Annotated in this window: 14 protein-coding genes, 1 tRNA gene and 1 pseudogene; 9 read left to right on the top strand and 7 right to left on the bottom strand. The window is 54.4% G+C overall.

Annotation, left to right across the window (positions count from 1 at the left end):
- Positions 1-350: 350 nt before the first annotated feature.
- Positions 351-950, top strand: coding sequence for a carboxypeptidase-like regulatory domain-containing protein (locus HOV93_RS12210; protein ID WP_207396778.1), 600 nt, complete (start codon positions 351-353; stop codon positions 948-950).
- A gap of 61 nt (positions 951-1011) precedes the next feature.
- A complete protein-coding gene (locus HOV93_RS12215; protein WP_207396779.1) occupies positions 1012-3930 on the top strand; it encodes a thioredoxin family protein in 2919 nt (972 codons plus the stop codon).
- A 242-nt stretch (positions 3931-4172) separates the two neighbouring features.
- Here the strand turns inward: HOV93_RS12215 and HOV93_RS12220 are convergent, their stop codons facing one another.
- From HOV93_RS12220 to HOV93_RS12230, 3 genes and pseudogenes are all read right to left on the bottom strand, one after another.
- Positions 4173-4535, bottom strand: a complete 363-nt coding sequence (locus HOV93_RS12220; protein WP_207396879.1) for a DUF1559 family PulG-like putative transporter — start codon at positions 4533-4535, stop codon at positions 4173-4175.
- Between the two features lie 35 nt (positions 4536-4570).
- Positions 4571-5229 (bottom strand): annotated as a pseudogene (locus HOV93_RS12225) (IS3 family transposase); the annotation flags it as partial.
- A gap of 279 nt (positions 5230-5508) precedes the next feature.
- Positions 5509-5582: transfer RNA gene (locus HOV93_RS12230), tRNA-Arg, on the bottom strand.
- A gap of 190 nt (positions 5583-5772) precedes the next feature.
- Here HOV93_RS12230 and HOV93_RS12235 point away from each other — a divergent pair.
- The 6 genes from HOV93_RS12235 (at position 5773) to ndk (ending at position 10499) form a co-directional block, all read left to right on the top strand.
- Complete coding sequence (locus HOV93_RS12235) at positions 5773-6249, top strand: 6-pyruvoyl trahydropterin synthase family protein (RefSeq protein WP_207396780.1); 477 nt, start codon at positions 5773-5775, stop codon at positions 6247-6249.
- Between the two features lie 104 nt (positions 6250-6353).
- Complete coding sequence (locus HOV93_RS12240; protein ID WP_315853397.1) at positions 6354-6929, top strand: GNAT family N-acetyltransferase; 576 nt, start codon at positions 6354-6356, stop codon at positions 6927-6929.
- Positions 6930-7040: 111 nt separating this feature from the next.
- Positions 7041-8297 carry a M16 family metallopeptidase gene (locus tag HOV93_RS12245; RefSeq protein ID WP_315853398.1) on the top strand — a complete coding sequence of 419 codons (1257 nt, stop codon included), beginning with the start codon at positions 7041-7043 and terminating at the stop codon, positions 8295-8297.
- Complete coding sequence (locus HOV93_RS12250) at positions 8272-9507, top strand: M16 family metallopeptidase (RefSeq protein WP_207396781.1); 1236 nt, start codon at positions 8272-8274, stop codon at positions 9505-9507. The genes HOV93_RS12245 and HOV93_RS12250 overlap by 26 nt, the downstream gene beginning before the upstream one ends.
- 127 nt (positions 9508-9634) lie before the next feature.
- On the top strand, positions 9635-9949 hold the full coding sequence (locus HOV93_RS12255) for a hypothetical protein (protein ID WP_207396782.1): 315 nt from the start codon (positions 9635-9637) through the stop codon (positions 9947-9949).
- A 91-nt stretch (positions 9950-10040) separates the two neighbouring features.
- Positions 10041-10499, top strand: a complete 459-nt coding sequence (gene ndk, locus HOV93_RS12260) for a nucleoside-diphosphate kinase (protein ID WP_207396783.1) — start codon at positions 10041-10043, stop codon at positions 10497-10499.
- Positions 10500-10766: 267 nt separating this feature from the next.
- Here ndk and HOV93_RS12265 read toward each other — a convergent pair whose 3' ends face one another.
- The 3 genes from HOV93_RS12265 to HOV93_RS12275 all read right to left on the bottom strand — a co-directional run bounded on the left by HOV93_RS12265 (position 10767) and on the right by HOV93_RS12275 (position 15536).
- On the bottom strand, positions 10767-12161 hold the full coding sequence (locus HOV93_RS12265; RefSeq protein WP_207396784.1) for a DUF1501 domain-containing protein: 1395 nt from the start codon (positions 12159-12161) through the stop codon (positions 10767-10769).
- An 18-nt stretch (positions 12162-12179) separates the two neighbouring features.
- Entirely contained in the window at positions 12180-15086 is a 2907-nt protein-coding gene (locus HOV93_RS12270) for a DUF1553 domain-containing protein (RefSeq protein ID WP_207396785.1), read from the bottom strand.
- 258 nt (positions 15087-15344) lie between these two features.
- The gene (locus HOV93_RS12275) at positions 15345-15536 is read right to left on the bottom strand and encodes a hypothetical protein (protein WP_207396786.1); all 192 of its coding nucleotides are present in this window, start codon (positions 15534-15536) and stop codon (positions 15345-15347) included.
- 214 nt (positions 15537-15750) lie between these two features.
- Between HOV93_RS12275 and HOV93_RS12280 the strand changes: the two genes are divergently transcribed.
- Entirely contained in the window at positions 15751-16830 is a 1080-nt protein-coding gene (locus HOV93_RS12280) for a peptidase (RefSeq protein ID WP_207396787.1), read from the top strand.
- Here the strand turns inward: HOV93_RS12280 and HOV93_RS12285 are convergent.
- Positions 16827-19046: a tetratricopeptide repeat protein gene (locus tag HOV93_RS12285; protein ID WP_207396788.1), complete on the bottom strand. Its 2220-nt coding sequence runs from the start codon at positions 19044-19046 to the stop codon at positions 16827-16829. The two genes, HOV93_RS12280 and HOV93_RS12285, sit on opposite strands and share 4 nt — an antisense overlap.
- Between the last annotated feature and the right edge of the window lie 5 nt (positions 19047-19051).

Consider the following 19051-nt stretch of genomic DNA (forward strand, 5'->3'; position numbering starts at 1 on the left):
TTCACGGCTCTGGCAGCAGCACACTTGTCGGCCTCAAACGGTCGTTTCATGGGGCGGTGCGGCCAGATCGTTGTCAGGCAGTTGGACGGTCGAACTTTAGTCAACAGAGGCAAGCGGTAAGGAAACCCCAGTTCTGCGGCTTAGGTATGCTCATTTCTTAAATTGCCCTGGCCGTTTCTCGTTCCGATCCACGATCTTGGATCGGTCTGTTGCATCGCGCGGCCTAGTAGGAAAGAGTTCGCTAAAAATACTCGCATGGGGGATCGGACCCGCCTATACTGCCGGGTATCGAACGGTAGTTAGCTAATGGTTTCAGGCTGGATTGGGTCATGTCTGGAAAGGATTGTCTCATGCGACTAGCAGCTTGCTTGTGCGTGTTTATGTTGGTTTGGACTTCGTCAGTATCGGCCCAAACTCGGCCGGACGAGAAGTTGGCAACGATTGTCGGCAAGGTGATCGACCAAGATGGGAATGGGGTCGAGAGTGTCGCTGTTACCGTGCAAGGCTACGACCACTCCGCTCACGCAACAACCGACCAAGAGGGCCAGTTCCGCTGTGAATTCGAGGAACGAAAGCTGCGAATTGCCCGGATTTTAGCCGACGACCAGCAAGCCGATCGGCTAGGCATCTTCACGGTCGCTTATCGTGATCCGCCTACGGCCGACAAACCGATCACCATTACCGTCGAGCCATTGGCCGGCGTGACGGTAAGTCGATATCGTCCGGTCTATCGCGATGGCTCGCAACGGTTTACACCGGCCTGGGGTGATTCAACGACAACCAATGAACAAGGAAAGTTTACTCTGACAGACTTGGTGGTTGGACAGAAGTATTTCCTCTCTTGCCGAGACGAAGAACAAGAGGTCCATTACCAAGGCCTTCCCAACTACATCCCCGTTGAGTCTGGCACCCACGACTTAGGCGAAATCAAAGTCACCCCTTCCCGGTAGGACCGATAGCGACGCGCGGCCGCCTGCTTCTGCTGCCCAAACATGAATGAAAGGTTATTCCATGCGACGCTTTTCGATGGTATTGAGCGTGCTACTGTTAACCGCCTCGATGGCTTGGGCCGCTGAGCAGAAAGAGGATAAGAAGAAAGATCCGCCGAAGGTGTCGCTGCATGGCGAGGTGGTCGATGCAATAGGGCAACCGGTCGCAGATGCGAAGGTGACTTGCCTGACATATCTGCCTAATGGCAAGAGCGAAGCAACGACCGACGCCGATGGCAAGTTCACGCTAAACGTTTACGAAGGTCAGCTTCAGTATCTGCCGCTGCTAGTCGATGATTCAGCTGGCGATCGGATGGGCGTGCACAAGCCCGAGTATAAAAATCCGCCCAAACCTGGGGACTCGGTCAAGATTTCGCTCGAGCCCAGTCGTACCGTCACATTGCAAGTCACCGATGCCAGCGGTAAGCCTTCACCGGAAACGAAGGTTGGGGGCATGGCGATGAACTTTATCGCTTACGATGCCACGACCAACGAGCAGGGTGAAACAACGCTGCGGTGGCCGATTAGTTATCCGCCGGATAGACTTTTCGCGTTTAAGGAAGATATCGGTTTCGACTACCGTGTGGTGTCGACACGGCGAGATGCGGCCCATGTAGCGCCTTGGTTCGACGAACCGATTATCACGCTACAGTTGGCACCATCGCAGACAATTCGGCTTCGTCTGATCGATCGGGATGGTCAGCCAATCCCCGGCATTCAGGCTTACAATTGGCTGCTACGAAAACCGGGCGAGCCAGACAGTTTTAATTTGGGAATGACGCAGGAATTCTACCGCAGTACGTCGAATAAGGACGGCGTGGTTTCATTTCCTGGTACGCCAACATGGAATGAGCACCCGTTTATTTTATGGCCTAGCTCTCCAGACCATATCCATCTGCGTATTACCTACGACACCGAGCAGCATGCGGATGGTCCTATGGAAGTGGTCCTGGACAAGTACGAGACCATCAGCGGTCAGGTGGTCGATGTCGGTGGCAAGCCGGTCGCTGGGATTAAGGTGGTCGGCTATGGCAGCGGAGGCACGACCGACCGTCTCAGCGGTAGTTGTCAAACGGACGACGAGGGAAAGTTAGAAATGAAAGTCCCGCCTAATGCGGTCTACGCTTTGGTAGCGACCGACGACAAGAAACGACTCGCCTCGAAAGTAGTGAGCGATATCGTCGTTAAGCCGAAAGCGTCCGTCCAAGACGTGACCATTACCGTTGGTCCGGCCACACGAGTTTATGGCAAGGTTGTCTCCAACGAAGATGCTACGCCCATTCCCGATGCCTCTGTACAAATTTATGCCTCCGATCTTAAAGCGCCTGACTTGGAAGCTTTAGGAATTCCGACATCCGAAGAATCTCGCTGGTCCAGCCCACCTCCGTTGCGATGGTATGCGCGAACTTCGGAAGATGGTACTTACGAAGTCTTCGTCGGCCCCGGAGGATACAACGTGGAAAGTACCGGGACTCCCTCGCGTCACCGTTTCACCGTGACCGATCAAAAGGAACTTGAATTCAACTTCGTCAAAGAGATACCCAGATCGGGGTCAATTCAGGGTAATGTCGTCAACAGCGAGACCGGCGATCCGGTAGCGGACGTGGTGGTGGATGGTGTTTATCGCAACGAGCGGCACGTGGCCGACTTTCGGGCACGCACCGACGACGATGGCCAGTTCAACGTTCAGCGGCAGCTTTATCCGATCACCATGTATGTGGCGAGCAAGGATGGGAGCTTAAAGGGGATCGTCGAAGTGACGGCCGATCAAAAGAGCGTCACCATACCAATTAGCCCGGTTGCTTCTGTGAAAGGACGCATGATCGACCGAGATACGAAGGAGCCTAAAGGCAACACCGAGATCGGCTGGGGCCGCCGGATTTACCTCGGCTACGAAAGCTCACTCTCTCGCACGTCCTGGGGCGGTAAAGTCACCACCGATGCCGACGGGAATTTCACGGCAACCGGCCTCGTCGTGGGGCAGGAATATCACTTCACCGTTGAACAGGTCAAGCATCGCTATTCTCGCCTGACCGACTTCACTCCTGAGACGCCTGGGCTGACCGATCTGGGAGATCTGTCATTGGCACCACCCTACAAGCCACCGACATTCGAAGAGCGTGTCGACCGATTGTTCGCCAACAAAAAGACTCTTGAAGTACGAATGGCGGAAGCCAAGGTCAAAGCCGAGCAACGACGGCAGAATATCTTGGTTCTGTTCGTAGATCGTAAAGTCCCGTTGGCAAAGCAAGTGTTCGAATTGCGGCTCGACAACCATGAAGCGATGTTGCAGCTGTTTAACTATCAGCACCTTTTCGTCGACTTGGATACCGAAGGAGCTGGCGTTCTGGCTTCTACGCTCGGAATTTCATTGGACGAAGCTGAACTGCCGAGCGTGTGGATTGGCGATCCGAGTGGTTCTAGGATTCATTCCACCTCCCTGCCCCGCACGGAAAAGGGAGACGAGATCAACGTCGCCGCGACGATCGAACTGATGAAAGAGTACACGCCGGAGCCGCTCGATGGACGAGATCTTTTACGCGAAGCTTTGGCCGAAGCGAAAGCCTCGAACAGACGCGTCATTGTGCAGGAAACGGCTACCTGGTGCGGACCTTGTCACATGCTTGCCGACTACTTGGAGAAGCATCGCGAGACGTGGGAGAAAGATTACATCTTGCTGAAGATGGACGACCGCTGGACTGGTGCGAATGAGATTATGGACAACATTGAAGATCCCAAAAATCGAGGTGGCGTTCCCTGGGTTGCCATCCTCGATAGCGACGGCAAAATGCTAACCAACTCGAACAGCTCTGACGGCAACATCGGTTTTCCTTCTAGCGAAAAAGGAATCGCACACTTTATGACGATGCTCAACGATTCCAAAATTCGTTTAACCAAGGAAGACCTGCAGACGTTGAAGATAGGACTGAAGAAGAAGTAGGAAGCGTCAATAAATCCCCAACATGGATGGGGCCTGTCATCTGACCGAATTGCCGGGACCTTTGGAATAGACGGCTTCCCCATTTCCAACTGCTCATCGTTGAGCAGCACCTCATGCTTACCAACCATAGAAGCACTCCTGTCGATGGTTGGTGTAGCTTAAATCCTTCGTGACGCAAGCTTATAACGTCGAGGTTTTGAAACAGCCTCTAACAAACTGCAAAATCCTTGTGCGGATCGAGATTAGTATTCGCCGATAACCTGGCCATCAGCCCTGGCTCGCAGCCACTTATACTTATTGACGTTTATGTTCTCGGGAATGAACCGTACCGAGGCATCGCTAAGAACCGTCATAATGCCGCCGGGATGGGTGCTGCTGTTGGTCCAGTCGTCGCCCCAGGCCTGATTCGATCTACCAATCAGGTAGGTCGAATTGCCGCCACCATAGGTGAATACATCTGTGGCAAGAACGCCCGGGTGCCAACCGACTGAATTGCCCTGGTGTCGACCGCCAATCCACAGCCCACCTTTGAAGTCACAAACCGTTCCTCCGCAGTTCAATTGGGTACTCGAATCGGCAGTTGCTGAGCTTTCGACGACCATCATTGTGTTCGAGGTACCATCGGTAATATCTCGAAACTTCGTTTCGGAACGCCGTGCATCGGGAACAGTTCGGCCAGCGTGTCAATCGCGTCCTCGCTCGTAATGCTGCGGCCCACTTTGATCGCCAGGCACTGACGCGTGTACTCGTCGACGATGTTCAAAAAGCGAATCGTCCTGCCGTCGATCGTCGACGACTGAATAAAATCCCACGTCCAAACATCGTGCGTGAATCCCGCTGGCTGCACGTGACATGCGTTCGTCGAGACGCCAGTTGCCCGCTTTTTTCGGCGTTTTTGCGGAACTTTCAGTCCGGCCGCCTTCCAAAGTCGGTACATCTTTTTCATGTTCAAACTCTCCCCCTCGCGCCGCAATAGTTGACAGATCTGACGATAACCCCAACGCGGTCGCTCGCGCACCAGCTCCAAAATTCGCTTAGTCAGGCGAGCGTCTTCGTCTTTCGGCTTCCCCTCGAATCGTTGACTTGAACGAGGTTGATCAAGCACGCGACAGGCCCGTGAATACTTCTCCTGAAGTTGCTTGACCGCCTCCCGCCGCAACTGAGGGGTAGTCAGTTTCCCTTGGCGATATCCTTCAGCATCGAGATGTCCAAGGCCTGATCGGCAACGATCTTTTTCAGCCGGGCATTCTCTTCTTCGAGCGACTTCAGGCGTTTCGCCTCTTCGCTCTTCATGCCGCCGTCGCTTCTTGCTCATGAAAAATTCCTTCGCCAAAATCGGCTCTAGATCTTTCATAACAACTGGATCAGGATTTGGGGAGCACTCCACAATGACGCGAGCGAGCTCAGACGGCTTATGTAGACGGTACTGTGGTGGTGATTTAGGGCGGGCCAAGACACACTTCTCCTATGTCCCGAGAAGTTAAGTGGTAAAATTACCACTTAACTCAGGTTTTGAGGAGACGCGATCCGTCCAACAGGGCCGCCAAAAGCGTCGATATTGCAATAAGTTAGGTCAAGTATCCCCGGGTGGGTTCGAACCACCAACCTTCGGCTTCGGAGGCCGACACTCTATCCAGTTGAGCTACGGGGACTTGGCTTACCTGTCATATTAGAAGCTCGATTCTTTCGTTGTCAATGTTCCTTATGCTGGAAGTTAAAAGCTGGCAACCAGTACGGTCAATTGCCGAAGATATTTCTTTCCTTGGGGGATTGCTTGTCCTTAAGCAGGAAAAGCGAAACAATCGTCTGTATTGAAAATTAAGGTCGCTGGTGGAGTTCGCGATGATTATCCGCAAGGAATACAAGTTTTACGCCGCGCATCGAAATGAAGAGTTGCAGGACAAGTGTCGGAATTTACACGGGCACCGGTACGGGATCGTTTGTCATTTTGAGGTGCAACGGACCGGGTCTTATTCGACCCTGTTTTCTGATTTCGATGACAAGATTGGTCCTTTTCTTAAGGAAAATTACGATCACGGAATGTTGATCAACGTGAACGATCCTCTGTTCGCGACGCTCAAGAGTCACATGGCGACCCATGGCGAAGAGTTCAAGCTTTGCGAATTTCAGGGCCCTACTTCGGTCGAAAACCTAGCCTACAAGCTCTTTACCGAGATTACTCGCATGGGGTTCGATCTGAGCCATTTGGAAGTTCAAGAGACCGATACTTCGGTTATCAGCTACAATCGAGAGGATTGGGCTCGGGATAACGAGGCCCAGGTATTTTCCGCAGCGCATACCATCGATACTGCGCAATAACACTCATATCCCGGAAACGTTCGTCGCTTTTTTGGGCGTAAACGTATACGATAGTTGGTGATAGCGAGCATTCTCGCGCGGTCACACTCGTGGAAAGAGATCCGGTGGCGCTAACCTATTTCAAACGATTTCGGATGGAGATCTCGCTGGCAGATCTTCCTGAGGAGCCGCCCCTTCCTCCAGATTTTCGCTTTCAGCCCTGGTCTGGCGAGATCCTGAAACGGCACGCCGAGGTCAAGTATCAGAGCTTTCGCTTCGAGGTCGATGCGAATGTCTTCCCTTGTCTGGGGGATTCGGAAGGGTGTTTTCGCCTGATGCGTGAGATCACGATGCGCGATGGTTTTCTCCCTGCAGCAACTTGGCTGATCGAAAATCACGATCCCGATTCCGGCCACTGGCGGCCCATTGCGACCGTGCAAGGGGTCCGCGACCGCGAGGGTAAGGGTTCCATTCAGAACCTCGGAGTGGTACCCGGTTATCGTGGGCTAGGGATTGGTGCAATCCTGCTTATACGAGCGTTATATGGCTTTCGCGAGCAGGAACTGCCCCAGGCTTCGCTGGAAGTCACTTCTCAGAACATCGGAGCCATTCGGCTGTACGAAAGACTCGGATTCCGAATTGCATCGACCGTCTATAAAGCGGTCGAAATGGGGGCCGTTCAGACCAGCACGCATGCTTAGCCGTTGGGACTGGGCCTTGTCGCCACATCTTCTGGCCGTTTAAATCAGGGATTAGCCCAACTCATTTACCTTCGGACTTATTTGCAACAGCGGGAAGCGACGGCAAAAAACGTGCGTTCCACTTATTACTCCGAGAGTTTCGACAACGGACTGACCCTCCTCGCCGAGTCCATGCCGTGGGTGCAATCGGCTGCTTTTTCGATTGTTATCCCGGCCGGCGTCCAGCGCGAAGTAGAAGCCAATCGCGGGGTCGCCAATTTGCTTTGCGATTGGGTCCAGCGCGGATGTGGTGATCTCAATAGCCGCGAGTATGTCGAGGCGCTCGACAACTTGGGCGTTGCCCGCGGCGGAGGCGTTTCGTCGAGTCATCTTTCGTTCGGCGGAGCCTTGCTGGCCGATAATCTGGAAGCCACGTTCGACATTTATGCCGATCTTGTCCAGCGGCCTCATTTTCTGCCAGATGAATTTGAAGACGCCAAGCAGGTATGCTTTCAGGAACTTCGCGCTCTCGAAGATGACCTACATCAGCAAGCGATGCTCTGTCTACGGCGGCAAATGTACCCCGATCCCTGGGGCTGGCATCCGACCGGTACCCTGGCCAGCGTAGAAGGTCTGACCCAGGATATCGCTAAAGAATATTTCGATACGTGGGTTCGTCCCGACGAGGCGATCATCTCGGTCGCTGGCAATTTCGACTGGGACCGACTCAAAGACACAATCCAAAAACTATTTGGTAGTTGGCAGTCACGACCCGGCCAGAAAAGCTATCTGGGTTCGTCACTGCCAGAGTACGTGCACGTCCCCTTTGAGTCGAGCCAAACGCATGTTGGTCTCGGTTTTGCAAGCGTACCGATCTCAGACCCTGACTTTTATCAGGCTCGTGCTGCGATTGGCATCATGAGCGATGGGATGAGCTCTCGCCTGTTTAGCGAAGTCCGCGAAAAGCGGGGCCTTTGCTATACCGTTTATGCCGCGTGCAACTCGCTCAAGACGCAAGGTTCAGTTCTTTCCTACGCGGGGACAAGCACTGAGCGGGCTCAAGAGACTCTCGATGTGATGATCGAGCAGTTCAACCAGTTGCCCCAAGGGGTTCGGCAAGACGAACTAACGCGGCTGAAGGCCCGCTTCAAGAGCGGTATCATCATGCAGCAAGAATCGAGTTCGTCGCGAGCGTCTTCGCTGGCGGCCGACTGGTATCATCTCGGTCGGATTCGAACGATGGAAGAGTTGGAAACGATACTCGACGGAATCAGTGTCGATACAATCAACGCCTACCTCGAAACGAATCCGCCCAAAAATTATCGGGTTACAACCATCGGTGCAAAAAGTTTGGAGGTTCCGAGTGAAATTTCGTCAGGCGACGCTTGATAACGGCTTGGATATCGTTGCCGAAGTAAACCCGAATGCATATTCGCTTGCCACGGCATTTTTCGTAAAGACCGGCTCTCGTGACGAAGCGGCGGAAGTCGCCGGCGTGAGTCACTTCCTAGAGCACATGGTCTTTAAAGGGACCGCGCGCCGCTCGGCGGAAGATGTCAATCGCGAACTCGACGAACTCGGCGCCCAGTCGAACGCATTCACCAGCGAAGAACAGACGGTCTACTATGCGGTTGTTCTGCCTGAACTGCAGAACCAGATTGTCGATCTGCTGGCCGACATTATGCGGCCCACGCTCCGGCAAGAGGACTTCGACACTGAGAAAAAAGTGATTCTTGAAGAGATCATGAAGTACGACGACCAGCCACCTTACGGCGGTCACGAAAAAAGCATGGCGGCCTGGTACGGCAAGCATCCGCTAGGCAATAGCGTGCTTGGTACGCAGCAGTCCGTTGACGATCTTAGCCAACAGCAGATGATGGATTACTTCGAGCAGCGTTACAGCCCAACCAACATGACCCTGGTCGCCACCGGAAATGTCGACTTCGATGCACTGGTAGATCAAGCCAACGAGTTGTGTGGAAGCTGGCGGAAGCACGACGTTTCTCGAAATACAGCGCGGCCCACCGGCGAGTCGAATTTTCAGGTCTTCACCAAAGAGACTTCTATTCAGCAGTACGTCATCCAGTTGGCCGAATCGCCCGGCTCGGAGGATGAAGACCGATACGCGGCGAGACTTCTCGCGACGATCATGGGCGACGATGTCGGCAGTCGTTTCTTTTGGGAACTGGTTGACCCAGGCGTCGCGGAATTCGCTGCGATGGAGTCGTACGAATTCCAAGGCTGCGGCGTCATGATGAACTATATCTGCTGTGCACCTCAAGACGCCCAACGTGTGCTGGAAGTGGTCAACTACGAAGTTGAAAAGCTGATGACTGACGGCGTCACGCAGCGAGAACTCGATTTGGCCAAGAACAAGTATTGCTCGCACGTCGTGCTACGGAGCGAGCGCCCATCGAGCCGCCTGTTCTCAGTGGGCTCTGGTTGGACGCAGCGTAAGAAGCTTCGCACTGTCAAAGAAACGGTCGAGGCCTATCAGAAGGTTAACTTGGACGATATCGGCCGACTTTTAGAGACGTACGATCTGCGTAAAACGTCGACGACCGCCGTTGGCCCGCTGACGACGTTAAATCTTTCGTAGCTCGATTAGCCGTTACGACTGAACCTTGCTTTCGGCCAGATGCTGCCAAAAGCATTGCTTGCACTGCCAGCGGTGTGACGATGACTGATCCTAGTAAGGTGCCAGTTATTGCATGGGAGCCCACGGCGTGACAAATAAAATCTACCTAACGACAGCCCTCCTGCTTCTCGGTTTGGTGGTTGCTCCGATGCCGGCCGAAGCTGGCATTAATGCCTGGTTGCGATTTTGCGGTGAATTCTGGAGCGACGGATATCATTCCAAGGGCGATCCCTGGAACAAGCCAACCAAGCATGCTCAGCAGTTGTCTTCCTATCAGCCCTACTATCCCGCATACGAAGCCCCGCAGCCGGTAATGGAAGAGCAAGTGCCGGTCCCCGCCAAACACCGCGTTACGGCGGTCAGCAGCGGTGTGCCCGGTTTTATCCATGCAAAATCAAATTAAGTTCACGCGTACAACGAAGCCTCCTGGTTGAGCAGAGTCCGCGAATTCGCTAGAATCCGCCTTCTCACAAGTGATCCTGGAGTTTAATGCAATGCAACGTACGCTCGTTCTTCTGAAGCCTGACTGTGTCGAACGCCGCCTGATTGGCCGCATCATTAACCGATTCGAGGACAAAGGGCTGAACATCATTGCGATGAAGTTGATCCAGGTCACCCCTGATCTGGCCAAACAGCACTACGCAGAGCATGTCAGCAAGCCGTTCTACCCCGGGCTGGAAGCTTTCATCACGGCCGCTCCTGTGGTGGCTTTGGTTCTCGAAGGCCTCGAAGCGATTCAAGTGGTTCGCGATATGCTGGGTGCGACCAGCGGTTTGAAGGCGTCGCCCGGAACCATTCGCGGCGACTTCAGCAGCAGCCGCCAGATGAATCTGGTTCACGCATCCGACGGTGAAGAAGCATCAAAGCGTGAAATCGATCTTTACTTCCAGTCGGAAGAGATCCTCGAGCACAAGCCAGTCCTCACCCCATGGATGCGGGCCGACGACGAGTAAGCCTCCTCCAGTCGCAGCTCGGTGTTTAAACCATGGTTGGCCCAGAGATTCATCTCTGGGTCGGCAAAGCCGACAAGCGGCTCATGGACAGAGCTTAAAGAAGAATAGGTAGTGCCACTTGGTACATGCCGGGAGCATTAGCCTCTTGTGGCCTGCGGCCACCCAGAGATAAATCTCCGGGCCACCCGCTTGGTATTGCATTCGTTAGCACCGAGGTGAGACTTACTTCCCTCGGTGGATAACCCTTCTACCACCGAGGTAGTCTCACTAGGCCAAGATTGGTTTGACGACGTGTCCATGCACATCGGTTAGGCGAAAGGCCCGGCCTTGATGGCGGAACGTTAGCCGTTCGTGATCGATTCCCATCACGTGCAGGATCGTCGCTTGCAAGTCGTGAATGTGAATCGGCTGATCGACAATGTTGAAACCATACTCGTCGGTCGTGCCCAGGGTGACGCCCCCCTTAATGCCACCACCGGCCATCCAGACGGTGAAGCAGCGCCCATGATGATCGCGGCCGAAGTTGGTCGGTCCGAGCTTGCCTTGGCAGTAATTGGTGCGGCCAAATTCGCCTCCCCAGATGACAAGCGTGTCGTCGAGCATGCCTCGCTGCTTAAGATCCTGAAGCAGCGCCGCCGTGGGTTGATCCGTTTCCTGACATTGCTTCTTCAGGCTGCCTGGCAACCCACCGTGATGGTCCCAGCCTTGGTGGTAAAGCTGAATGAAACGGACGTTCTCTTCGGCTAGGCGGCGGGCCAGCAAACAATTAGCGGCGAATGTGCCAGGGGTGCGGGCATCGGGGCCGTACAGATCGAGAATGTGATCGGGTTCGGCTCCTATATTGGTGACGTCAGGAATCGACGACTGCATACGGAACGCCAGCTCGTATTGCCGAATGCGGGTATCGATCAACGAGTCGGAAGCCTGAATACGGTGCAGCTGGTCCAGGCTCGCCAAGGCCTTTTCACGGCTGGTACGGTCAATCCCTTCCGGGCTGTTGAGATAAAGGACTGGATCGCCGCCGCTACGGAACTGCACACCTTGATGATGGGACGGCAGAAACCCGTTTCCCCACAGTCGAGCGGCTAGTGGCTGGCCCCCCTTCTCTTTTGTGACCAGTACCACGAACCCCGGCAGATTATCGTTCTCGCTTCCCAGCCCGTAGTTCAGCCACGAGCCAATACAAGGCCGCCCGGGAATCTGCGAACCCGTTTGAAAATGGGTCACGCCGGGCCCATGATTGATTGCTTCGGTATGAGCCGAGCGAATGAAGCTGATGTCGTCGACGACCTTTGCAGTATGCGGCAGCAACTCGCTCATCCACGCGCCGGTCTGCCCGTGCTGGGTGAACTTGAATGGCGATCCAACTAGAGGAATGCTCGACTGGTTGCCGCTCATTCCGGTCAGCCGTTGTTCACCGCGCACCGAAGCAGGCAACTGCTCGCCGTGCTTCTCGTTGAGCAGCGGCTTGTGATCGAAAAGATCGAGCTGAGATGGACCGCCTGCTTGAAACAGAAAGATTACTCGCTTGGCTTTAGGGGTGTGATGCAGTTTGTTGAGCACACCGTCGGCCGCCGCCGACTGGGAAGCCATCAACTGGCCGAGCGCCAAACCACCAAAACCCCAAGCGGAAGACTGAAGTATTTGTCGTCGTGTGAACATAAGGTCTTCTCGTTCCTGTTACCGGCGCGTGACACTGCCGTCGAAATTCATCACCGTATTGGCCACCACGGTCAGTGCCGCCACTTCCGCCGGGTCGAGATTATCAGGCACGCTTGCTTCGCCGGCGGCCAATAGTTTCTTAGCGGCTTCGGCTTGAGATTGAAAGTGTGTCTTCTGCTGAGCGAACAACTCAACGAGCAAAGCTTGCTCTTGAGCGTTGGCCTCGCGGCTGGTCAGTAAACGAAACACGGTTTGAACTTTGTCGTTGTCCGACGCTGCGTGCTTCTCGTCTTGCAGCACACGAACGGCTAACATCTTGGCCGCTTCGACATATTGCGGACCATTGAGCAGCACCAACGCTTGCAGCGGCGAAGAGGTTCGCTCACGCTTCAATTGGCAGACGTCACGTTTCGAGGCATCGAAGGTCATCATCGCCGGCGCGGGACTCGTTCGTTGCCAGAATGTGTAGAGCGAACGGCGATAAAGCCCCTGGCCTGTATCGTGTTTCACTGGTTTGAAGGAGCTGGAAACCTCGTACGGCTTCGCCGGAGGTCCGCCTACCTGATCTACCAGCAGTCCACTGGTGGCCAGCGCGTTGTCGCGAACCATCTCGGCCGACATTCGGAACTTGCCGCCGCGGGCCAACAACTGATTTTCCGGATCGCGTTGCATCATTTCGGCAGAAGCCGAGGAAGCTTGACGATAGGTCGACGACGTTACAATTTGCTTTAGCAGTCGTTTGACGTCCCAACCGTGCTGCATGAAATCGGCCGCGAGCCAGTCCAGCAGTTCGGGGTGCGTCGGCGGCTTCGATTGGTTGCCGAAATCTTCCGGCGTGCGAACCAACCCTTCCCCCATCAGCAGTTGCCAATACCGATTCACGGCAACCCGAGCCGTCAGTGGGTTATCACGGTCGACCATCCACTTGGCCAATCCCAAACGGTCTGGCGACCAATCGTCTTCAAAGGGAGGCAAGACTTCCGGCGTCTTCGGCTCGACGGTATCGGTCGGAGCATCGTATTCGCCACGAGCCAAGATATGCGTCGGACGCGGTGAATCGAGTTCTCGCATCACCATAATTTCTTGGGTCTTATCGTAGGCCTGGTTCCGCTCGTTGCGGGCTTGCGTCAGTGCTTGTTGGGTCGTCTCCCAGGTATCGTATCGACGCACGAGATAATACTCAGCTAATTGTTCAGGCGTAGGCTTGATGCCACCTAATATGGCCACTTCTGCTGGCGTTAGTTTCTGATCGTAAACGGCAAACTGGTCGACTTGGCCATCCTTAAAACCACGATCGCGGAAACGTTCTCCAATGGTGATGTGATCGTGTCCGCCTCCGGTGATCTGCTTGGTAAGTTTGTCGCGTACGACCTCGGTTTCGATCAATTTTCCGTCGATGTAGATCTTCAAACCATCGGCCCTACTCGAGCCGTCGTAGGTCACAACCACTTGCTGCCAGGCATTCACGGGAAACGCCTGCTTGGCCTGAATACTGATGGCATTACCCGGCCAAAAGTGAATCAGCGACCATTTCAGTTTTCCGTCTTCTAATAGCAACTCGTACCCACGACTGGCCGCGTCGGTCCATGCTCGTGAGCGATGGAAGATCACGGCGCGGTCTTTCACGTCCGGGGTGTTCATCCACAACGCGACCGAGAAAGGCGCGTGCCGTGAAAAGTTGCCTTGCTTTAGGTTGATCGCATCATCTCCGGTCAGTTGAACCGCTTTACCCTGGGGACCTTCGACGGATTGGTTCCCGCCGACTTGAGCGTCTTCGAAGTCGACCTGCTCGATAGGCTGTTTCACGGTCACATTGATCTTAACGTCCGCGACCTTAGGAACTTCCAGCTTCGCAAGTGCTGCTTCCAGGTCTGCTACCTTTTGGTCCAATGCGTTCAGCCCGGCTGCTTGCTTTTCGTCGGCGAGAAGCAAGGTTGGCGTCGGGACCGAGGGAGTGAAATACGAGTAGAGGCCCGCTTCGTCAATGCTATTGAAGAACGCGAACATTTGAAAATACTCGCGCTGGCTGAGCGGATCGTACTTATGGTCGTGACAACGGCAGCACTCCATGGTCAAACCGAGAAACGCCGTCGAAACCGTCTGCGAGCGATCGGCTACATACTCGACGCGAAACTCTTCCGGGACGCTGCCCCCTTCTACCTTCTGTGGATGAAGCCGACAAAAGGTGGTCGCTAGAATCGTGTCCTTAGTGGCATCGGGCAGCAGGTCGCCGGCGATTTGCTGGGTAACGAACTGGTCGTACGGCATGTTGGCATTCAAAGATCGCACGACCCAGTCTCGCCACGGCCAAACGTAACGATCGCGATCGACCTGGTAACCATACGTGTCGCTGTACCTCGCCGCGTCGAGCCATTCGGCGGCGAGTCGCTCTCCATAGTGATGCGAACTTAACAGCCGCTCGAGATGGACCTGGTAGTTAGCTTCGCTCGGATCGGCCTCGAACGCATTAAGTTCCTCTAGCGACGGAGGCAACCCATTCAGGTCGAACGACACGCGCCGCAGCAATCGCCAGGCTTCCGCTTCGGAATTGGGCTGAACGGCTTCCTCGCGAAGCTTCGCCAGGACGAACTTATCGATCTCGTTGCGTGACCATTCATCGTCCGCCAGCTCTGGCACGTCAGGCTTTTCAATACGCTTGAACGCCCAGTGTTGGTCGTACTCGGCTCCCTGCTTAATCCAGCGACGAATCAGTTCAATCTCTTCGGACGAAACAGAACGATTCGAATCGGGCGGCGGCATCCGTTCTTCCGGATCGTGGGCCGTCATCCGCAGGAAGACTTCGCTGCTTTCCGGCTCGCCAGGCACGATGGCATAGTCGTGTGCCGCGTCGGCATCGTCGAGACGCAGATCGGCAGCACGACTTTGCGCGTCCGGTCCATGGCAGTGGAAACACCGGTCCGACAAGATCGGGCGAATCTGGGTTGCAAAGTCGACTTTATCTTCCTCTGCAAGCGCGAGCGAGGCGCTGATGCAAAGTAAAAGAGCTACAAGAAGCAACCGCGATGGTGATCTAACGCAGGGCATAACTGATGCTGCTGAGTGGATGGGAAGAAGCCAACTTTAAATTGGCAATTCGGGCAGGACAATGAATCCTAACATTCCCAGCAGGTTACTTCAAGCGATTTTTAGAGCTGATAGGGGGCCAAGAGCAGGCCCGGCGCTCTATTGAAACTGCTTAGCGGCGAGAATCACGACGCCGAAAAGACCGGCTCCCGCGACAATCAGCATTCCTAGCGTGCCGAAGAAAATACCGATTGCGTTATCGGGACGCTGCTTGTCGGCGACCCACCAAGCCCCTGGAAATCCGCCCGCAAACGCGACCATCGAAAGTAGAAGTAGGAGCAAATCTTGCATAACGAGGTATTCCTGAATTCCCGATTTAGGAGTTTAGGATAATTGGGAAGTTAGTAGGTTTCAATCGCTAGCAGCCAAACAAGCTGCAATAAAGTAGTTGCCATCAATGCAAATTGGGCGTAGAACAAGCATTATCGTCACTTCCCGCCCTATCTGGGCCGCGTCTTGGCTTTTCAGCCGACGGTTCTTCGCCTTATCTATTCAAGTCTACCCCATGCCTACACGCCGCGAAGCAATTTTGGCCGGATCGGCCGTAACTCTTTCTGCGACCGGTTTTTTCCCCTCGCCTATGGTTCATGCGAGTAACAAATCGGGCACGCAGAAGATCATCGGTCCCGAAGGATACCAATTTGAAGTCACCCACGATTGGCCCGCACTACCAGAAAAGTATCACTGGCAAACCACCCATAATGTGGCGGTCGATCGCGAAGAGAACCTGTACGTGATTCACGAAGGTCACGCCAACCTGAAAGATCATCCCTCGATCTTCGTGTTCGACAAAGACGGCAAGTTCGTCCGAGCCTTCGGCGAGCAGTTCCAAGGAGGGGGCCACGGGATTGAAGTTCACCAAGAGGGTAACGAGGAGTTCCTCTATGTTTGTGCGTACCAGCAAGTGAAGTCATTCGCCAAATTGACCAAACAAGGCGAGACTGTTTGGCAGAAGCATGCCCCGATGGAAGCGGGCGTCTATGCCGCAGGGGAAGCGACCAACCCCCAAAAGGTCTGGGGACGCGATCGCTTCATGCCGACCAACTTTGCCTTTCTGGACGACGGCGGTTTCTATCTCGCCGATGGCTACGGTTCCTTCTACGTCCATCAGTACGACCAAGAGGGGAACTGGAAAGGGAAGTTCGGAGGTCCCGGCAAAGGGGAAGGAACCTTTGCCACGCCGCATGGAATCTGGATCGATCGCCGTGACGCGGATAACCCCAAGACCGTGGTGTGCGATCGGGCCCACCACATGCTACAGGTCTTCGATGCAGATCAGAACTATGTCCGCACTGTTCGTGGTTTCGGATTGCCTGCCAATCTAGATACCTGGAACGATTGGATGATCGTGCCGGAACTTCACGCACGACTTTCGATTGTCGACAAAGATTACCAGGTGCTCGCCCAACTTGGCGATGACGTGAAACGCGTGACGTCGAGCAAGCAACTACGTAGCCAACCTGAAAACTGGACCTCCGGCAAATTTGTGCATCCCCACGATGCCTGCTTCGGACCCAACGGCGATATCTTCGTCGCAGAATGGGTATCGACCGGGCGCGTCTCGAAGCTCAAGCGTTTGACCTAACGCTTAGCGTCTGGCTCTGGCAGAAACACCTGTCGATCTTGCTGAAACCGCGAGATCAGCAGGTCGAGGTTTTGGCGAACCTCAGCCTGTGTTTCGGTCGTTTGTTGGCGGAGCGATTGCAAGAGGGCGATCGCTTCTGCAGTGTGGCCTGCGTTTCCTAGAGCCATCGCTTTGACTTGCTGAATTTCGAACGCATGTTGAGCAAAGGCGCTAATCAGTTGATCGCAGCGTATGACAGAGGCCTCTGGATCGCGGATTTCATCGGCGGGCGCGGCAGCCTGAATACGTGCCAACTGGAACTGAAGTGCCAGGTCCTCGGGATGGGTTTGAATACTTTGCTGTAGTCGCTGAGTCGCCTCGGCGTAGTGCCCAGCATCGATAAGTAGCAAGGTGTAATCGCGGGCAACGTCGACGCGAGTTGGGTCTAGATCTAAGGCACGCTTCCACCTGACAAGGGCAGTGTTAAGATCGCCAGTCTTGCGATAAATGTGGCCGGCCATCGCATACCATGAGGCCACATCAGGGCGAAGTTCAATGGCCAGATCAAACTGCTGGGCAGCTTCGCTGGGACGCTCCAGGAGGTCTAAGAGGGCCCCGAAGCTTGTTCTCGTTTCGGCCAGTTTTCGGTTACGTAAGAGCGTGCGATACTCGCTGATCTTAGCTGGTGGCGAACCGGCCGCTTCGAAGGCCATTTGAAATCGCTGGTAGGCCTGCTCGAATTGACCTTCATAGACATAGACCTCGGCAAGGTCACCATGAAGTGGAAACGACTCGTAACCGTATCGTTCGCAATACGCAATCGATTGCAGCAGGAACTGCTCGGCCTCTGGCAACCGGTCGGCATCGCGAAGTTCTTTGGCCAGGTTGTGATTGGCTCGCAGGTTCATCGGACGCGACTCGACGGTGCTTGTCCACAAGGCGATCTGTGAATGATAGTCCAGGTTCCGGTAGACCGTTCGCGTACCAAGCAACACCGCAATCGTTAAACCAATCAAGAAGAGAATTTGGTACTTAGACTCTTTCGACTGCCGCGGACGCCACGTTTCGATTGTCGCTACCAAACCCATCACCGCAAGCACGCAGACGCACGCCAGAGGCAAATACATGCGATGCTCGAAAGCCACATCTGTGATCGGCACGATGCTGGAAGTCGGTGCCAGAACGAAGAAGAACGTGATCGCCACAAAACCGATCGCCGGCCGCTTAACGACAGTCCAGAAAGAGAGCACGAGTAGACTGAATATAATGATCGCCGGCAGCAGGTACTCCCCTTCCCTGCTGGCGACCGGCCAATCGTAATCGAAGGCCAAGTGATCAGGCCAAATCGATAAACGAAGGTAATGTACGATCACGCCTGATTGGGTCCATAAATAAAGCCATGAAGAGGCCGTTTCATGGGTACCCAAAACGGAATCATGCGCTGGGGCGTCTCTTTGGAAGACAGACAAGCTTTTGACCAGCAAAATGGATGACGGCAGCAAATACATGGCAAAGACCCACCCACGCTTGCTAAACAGTTCTCTCCAAGAGTGCGCAAGTACGCACCGATCGTAAAGCAGCGCCACAAGCAGAACGGTCACCATAACTTCTTTGGATCCCATTCCCAGCCAGCAACAAAGGATGCTGGCGAGATACCACGGCCAGGCCTTTTCTGCCAAATGTCCGCAAAGCAGGCAATAAAGGGTCAGCAAGTAAAACATGGCCATCAGAGATTCGTGACGCTGCACGATATAGGTGACGGCCATGGTCCCCAGAGGATGAACTCCCCATAACAGTGCCGCGAAGAATCCTGTCAGATTGGCGTTTAGGTAGGGAGTGTGGTTTCGGTTCCACCAATTGATCGAGCCACGAACTAACTCGAAAAGCGTGACCACCGAAACAACGTGAACTAGCAGATTCACGCAATGAAAATAGAATGCCGATTTGCCAAACAAGGCCGCATTCAAAGCGAACGACAATTGCGTCGTTGCCCGGGTATTGAGCTGCATCATCGAACGCAAGGCGTTCGTTACGTCAGCGATGTTTTCCTTCTCGACAATATTCGGAATGTCATCGAAGACGAACGTTCCGCCTAAAGACGTGAGATAAACGGCGACCACCGCAACGACAAGCACGACGCGTAACCATTGCGGTCGGTCGACGAGTTGGCTTGCCCACTGTTCTGTCGGCGAAGACGCAGCGGTTTTCTTGTTGGTGGCGTTTGGCCTTGGGGACACTTCAA

Source organism: Bremerella alba, assembly GCF_013618625.1.
GTDB classification, from domain to species: domain Bacteria; phylum Planctomycetota; class Planctomycetia; order Pirellulales; family Pirellulaceae; genus Bremerella; species Bremerella alba.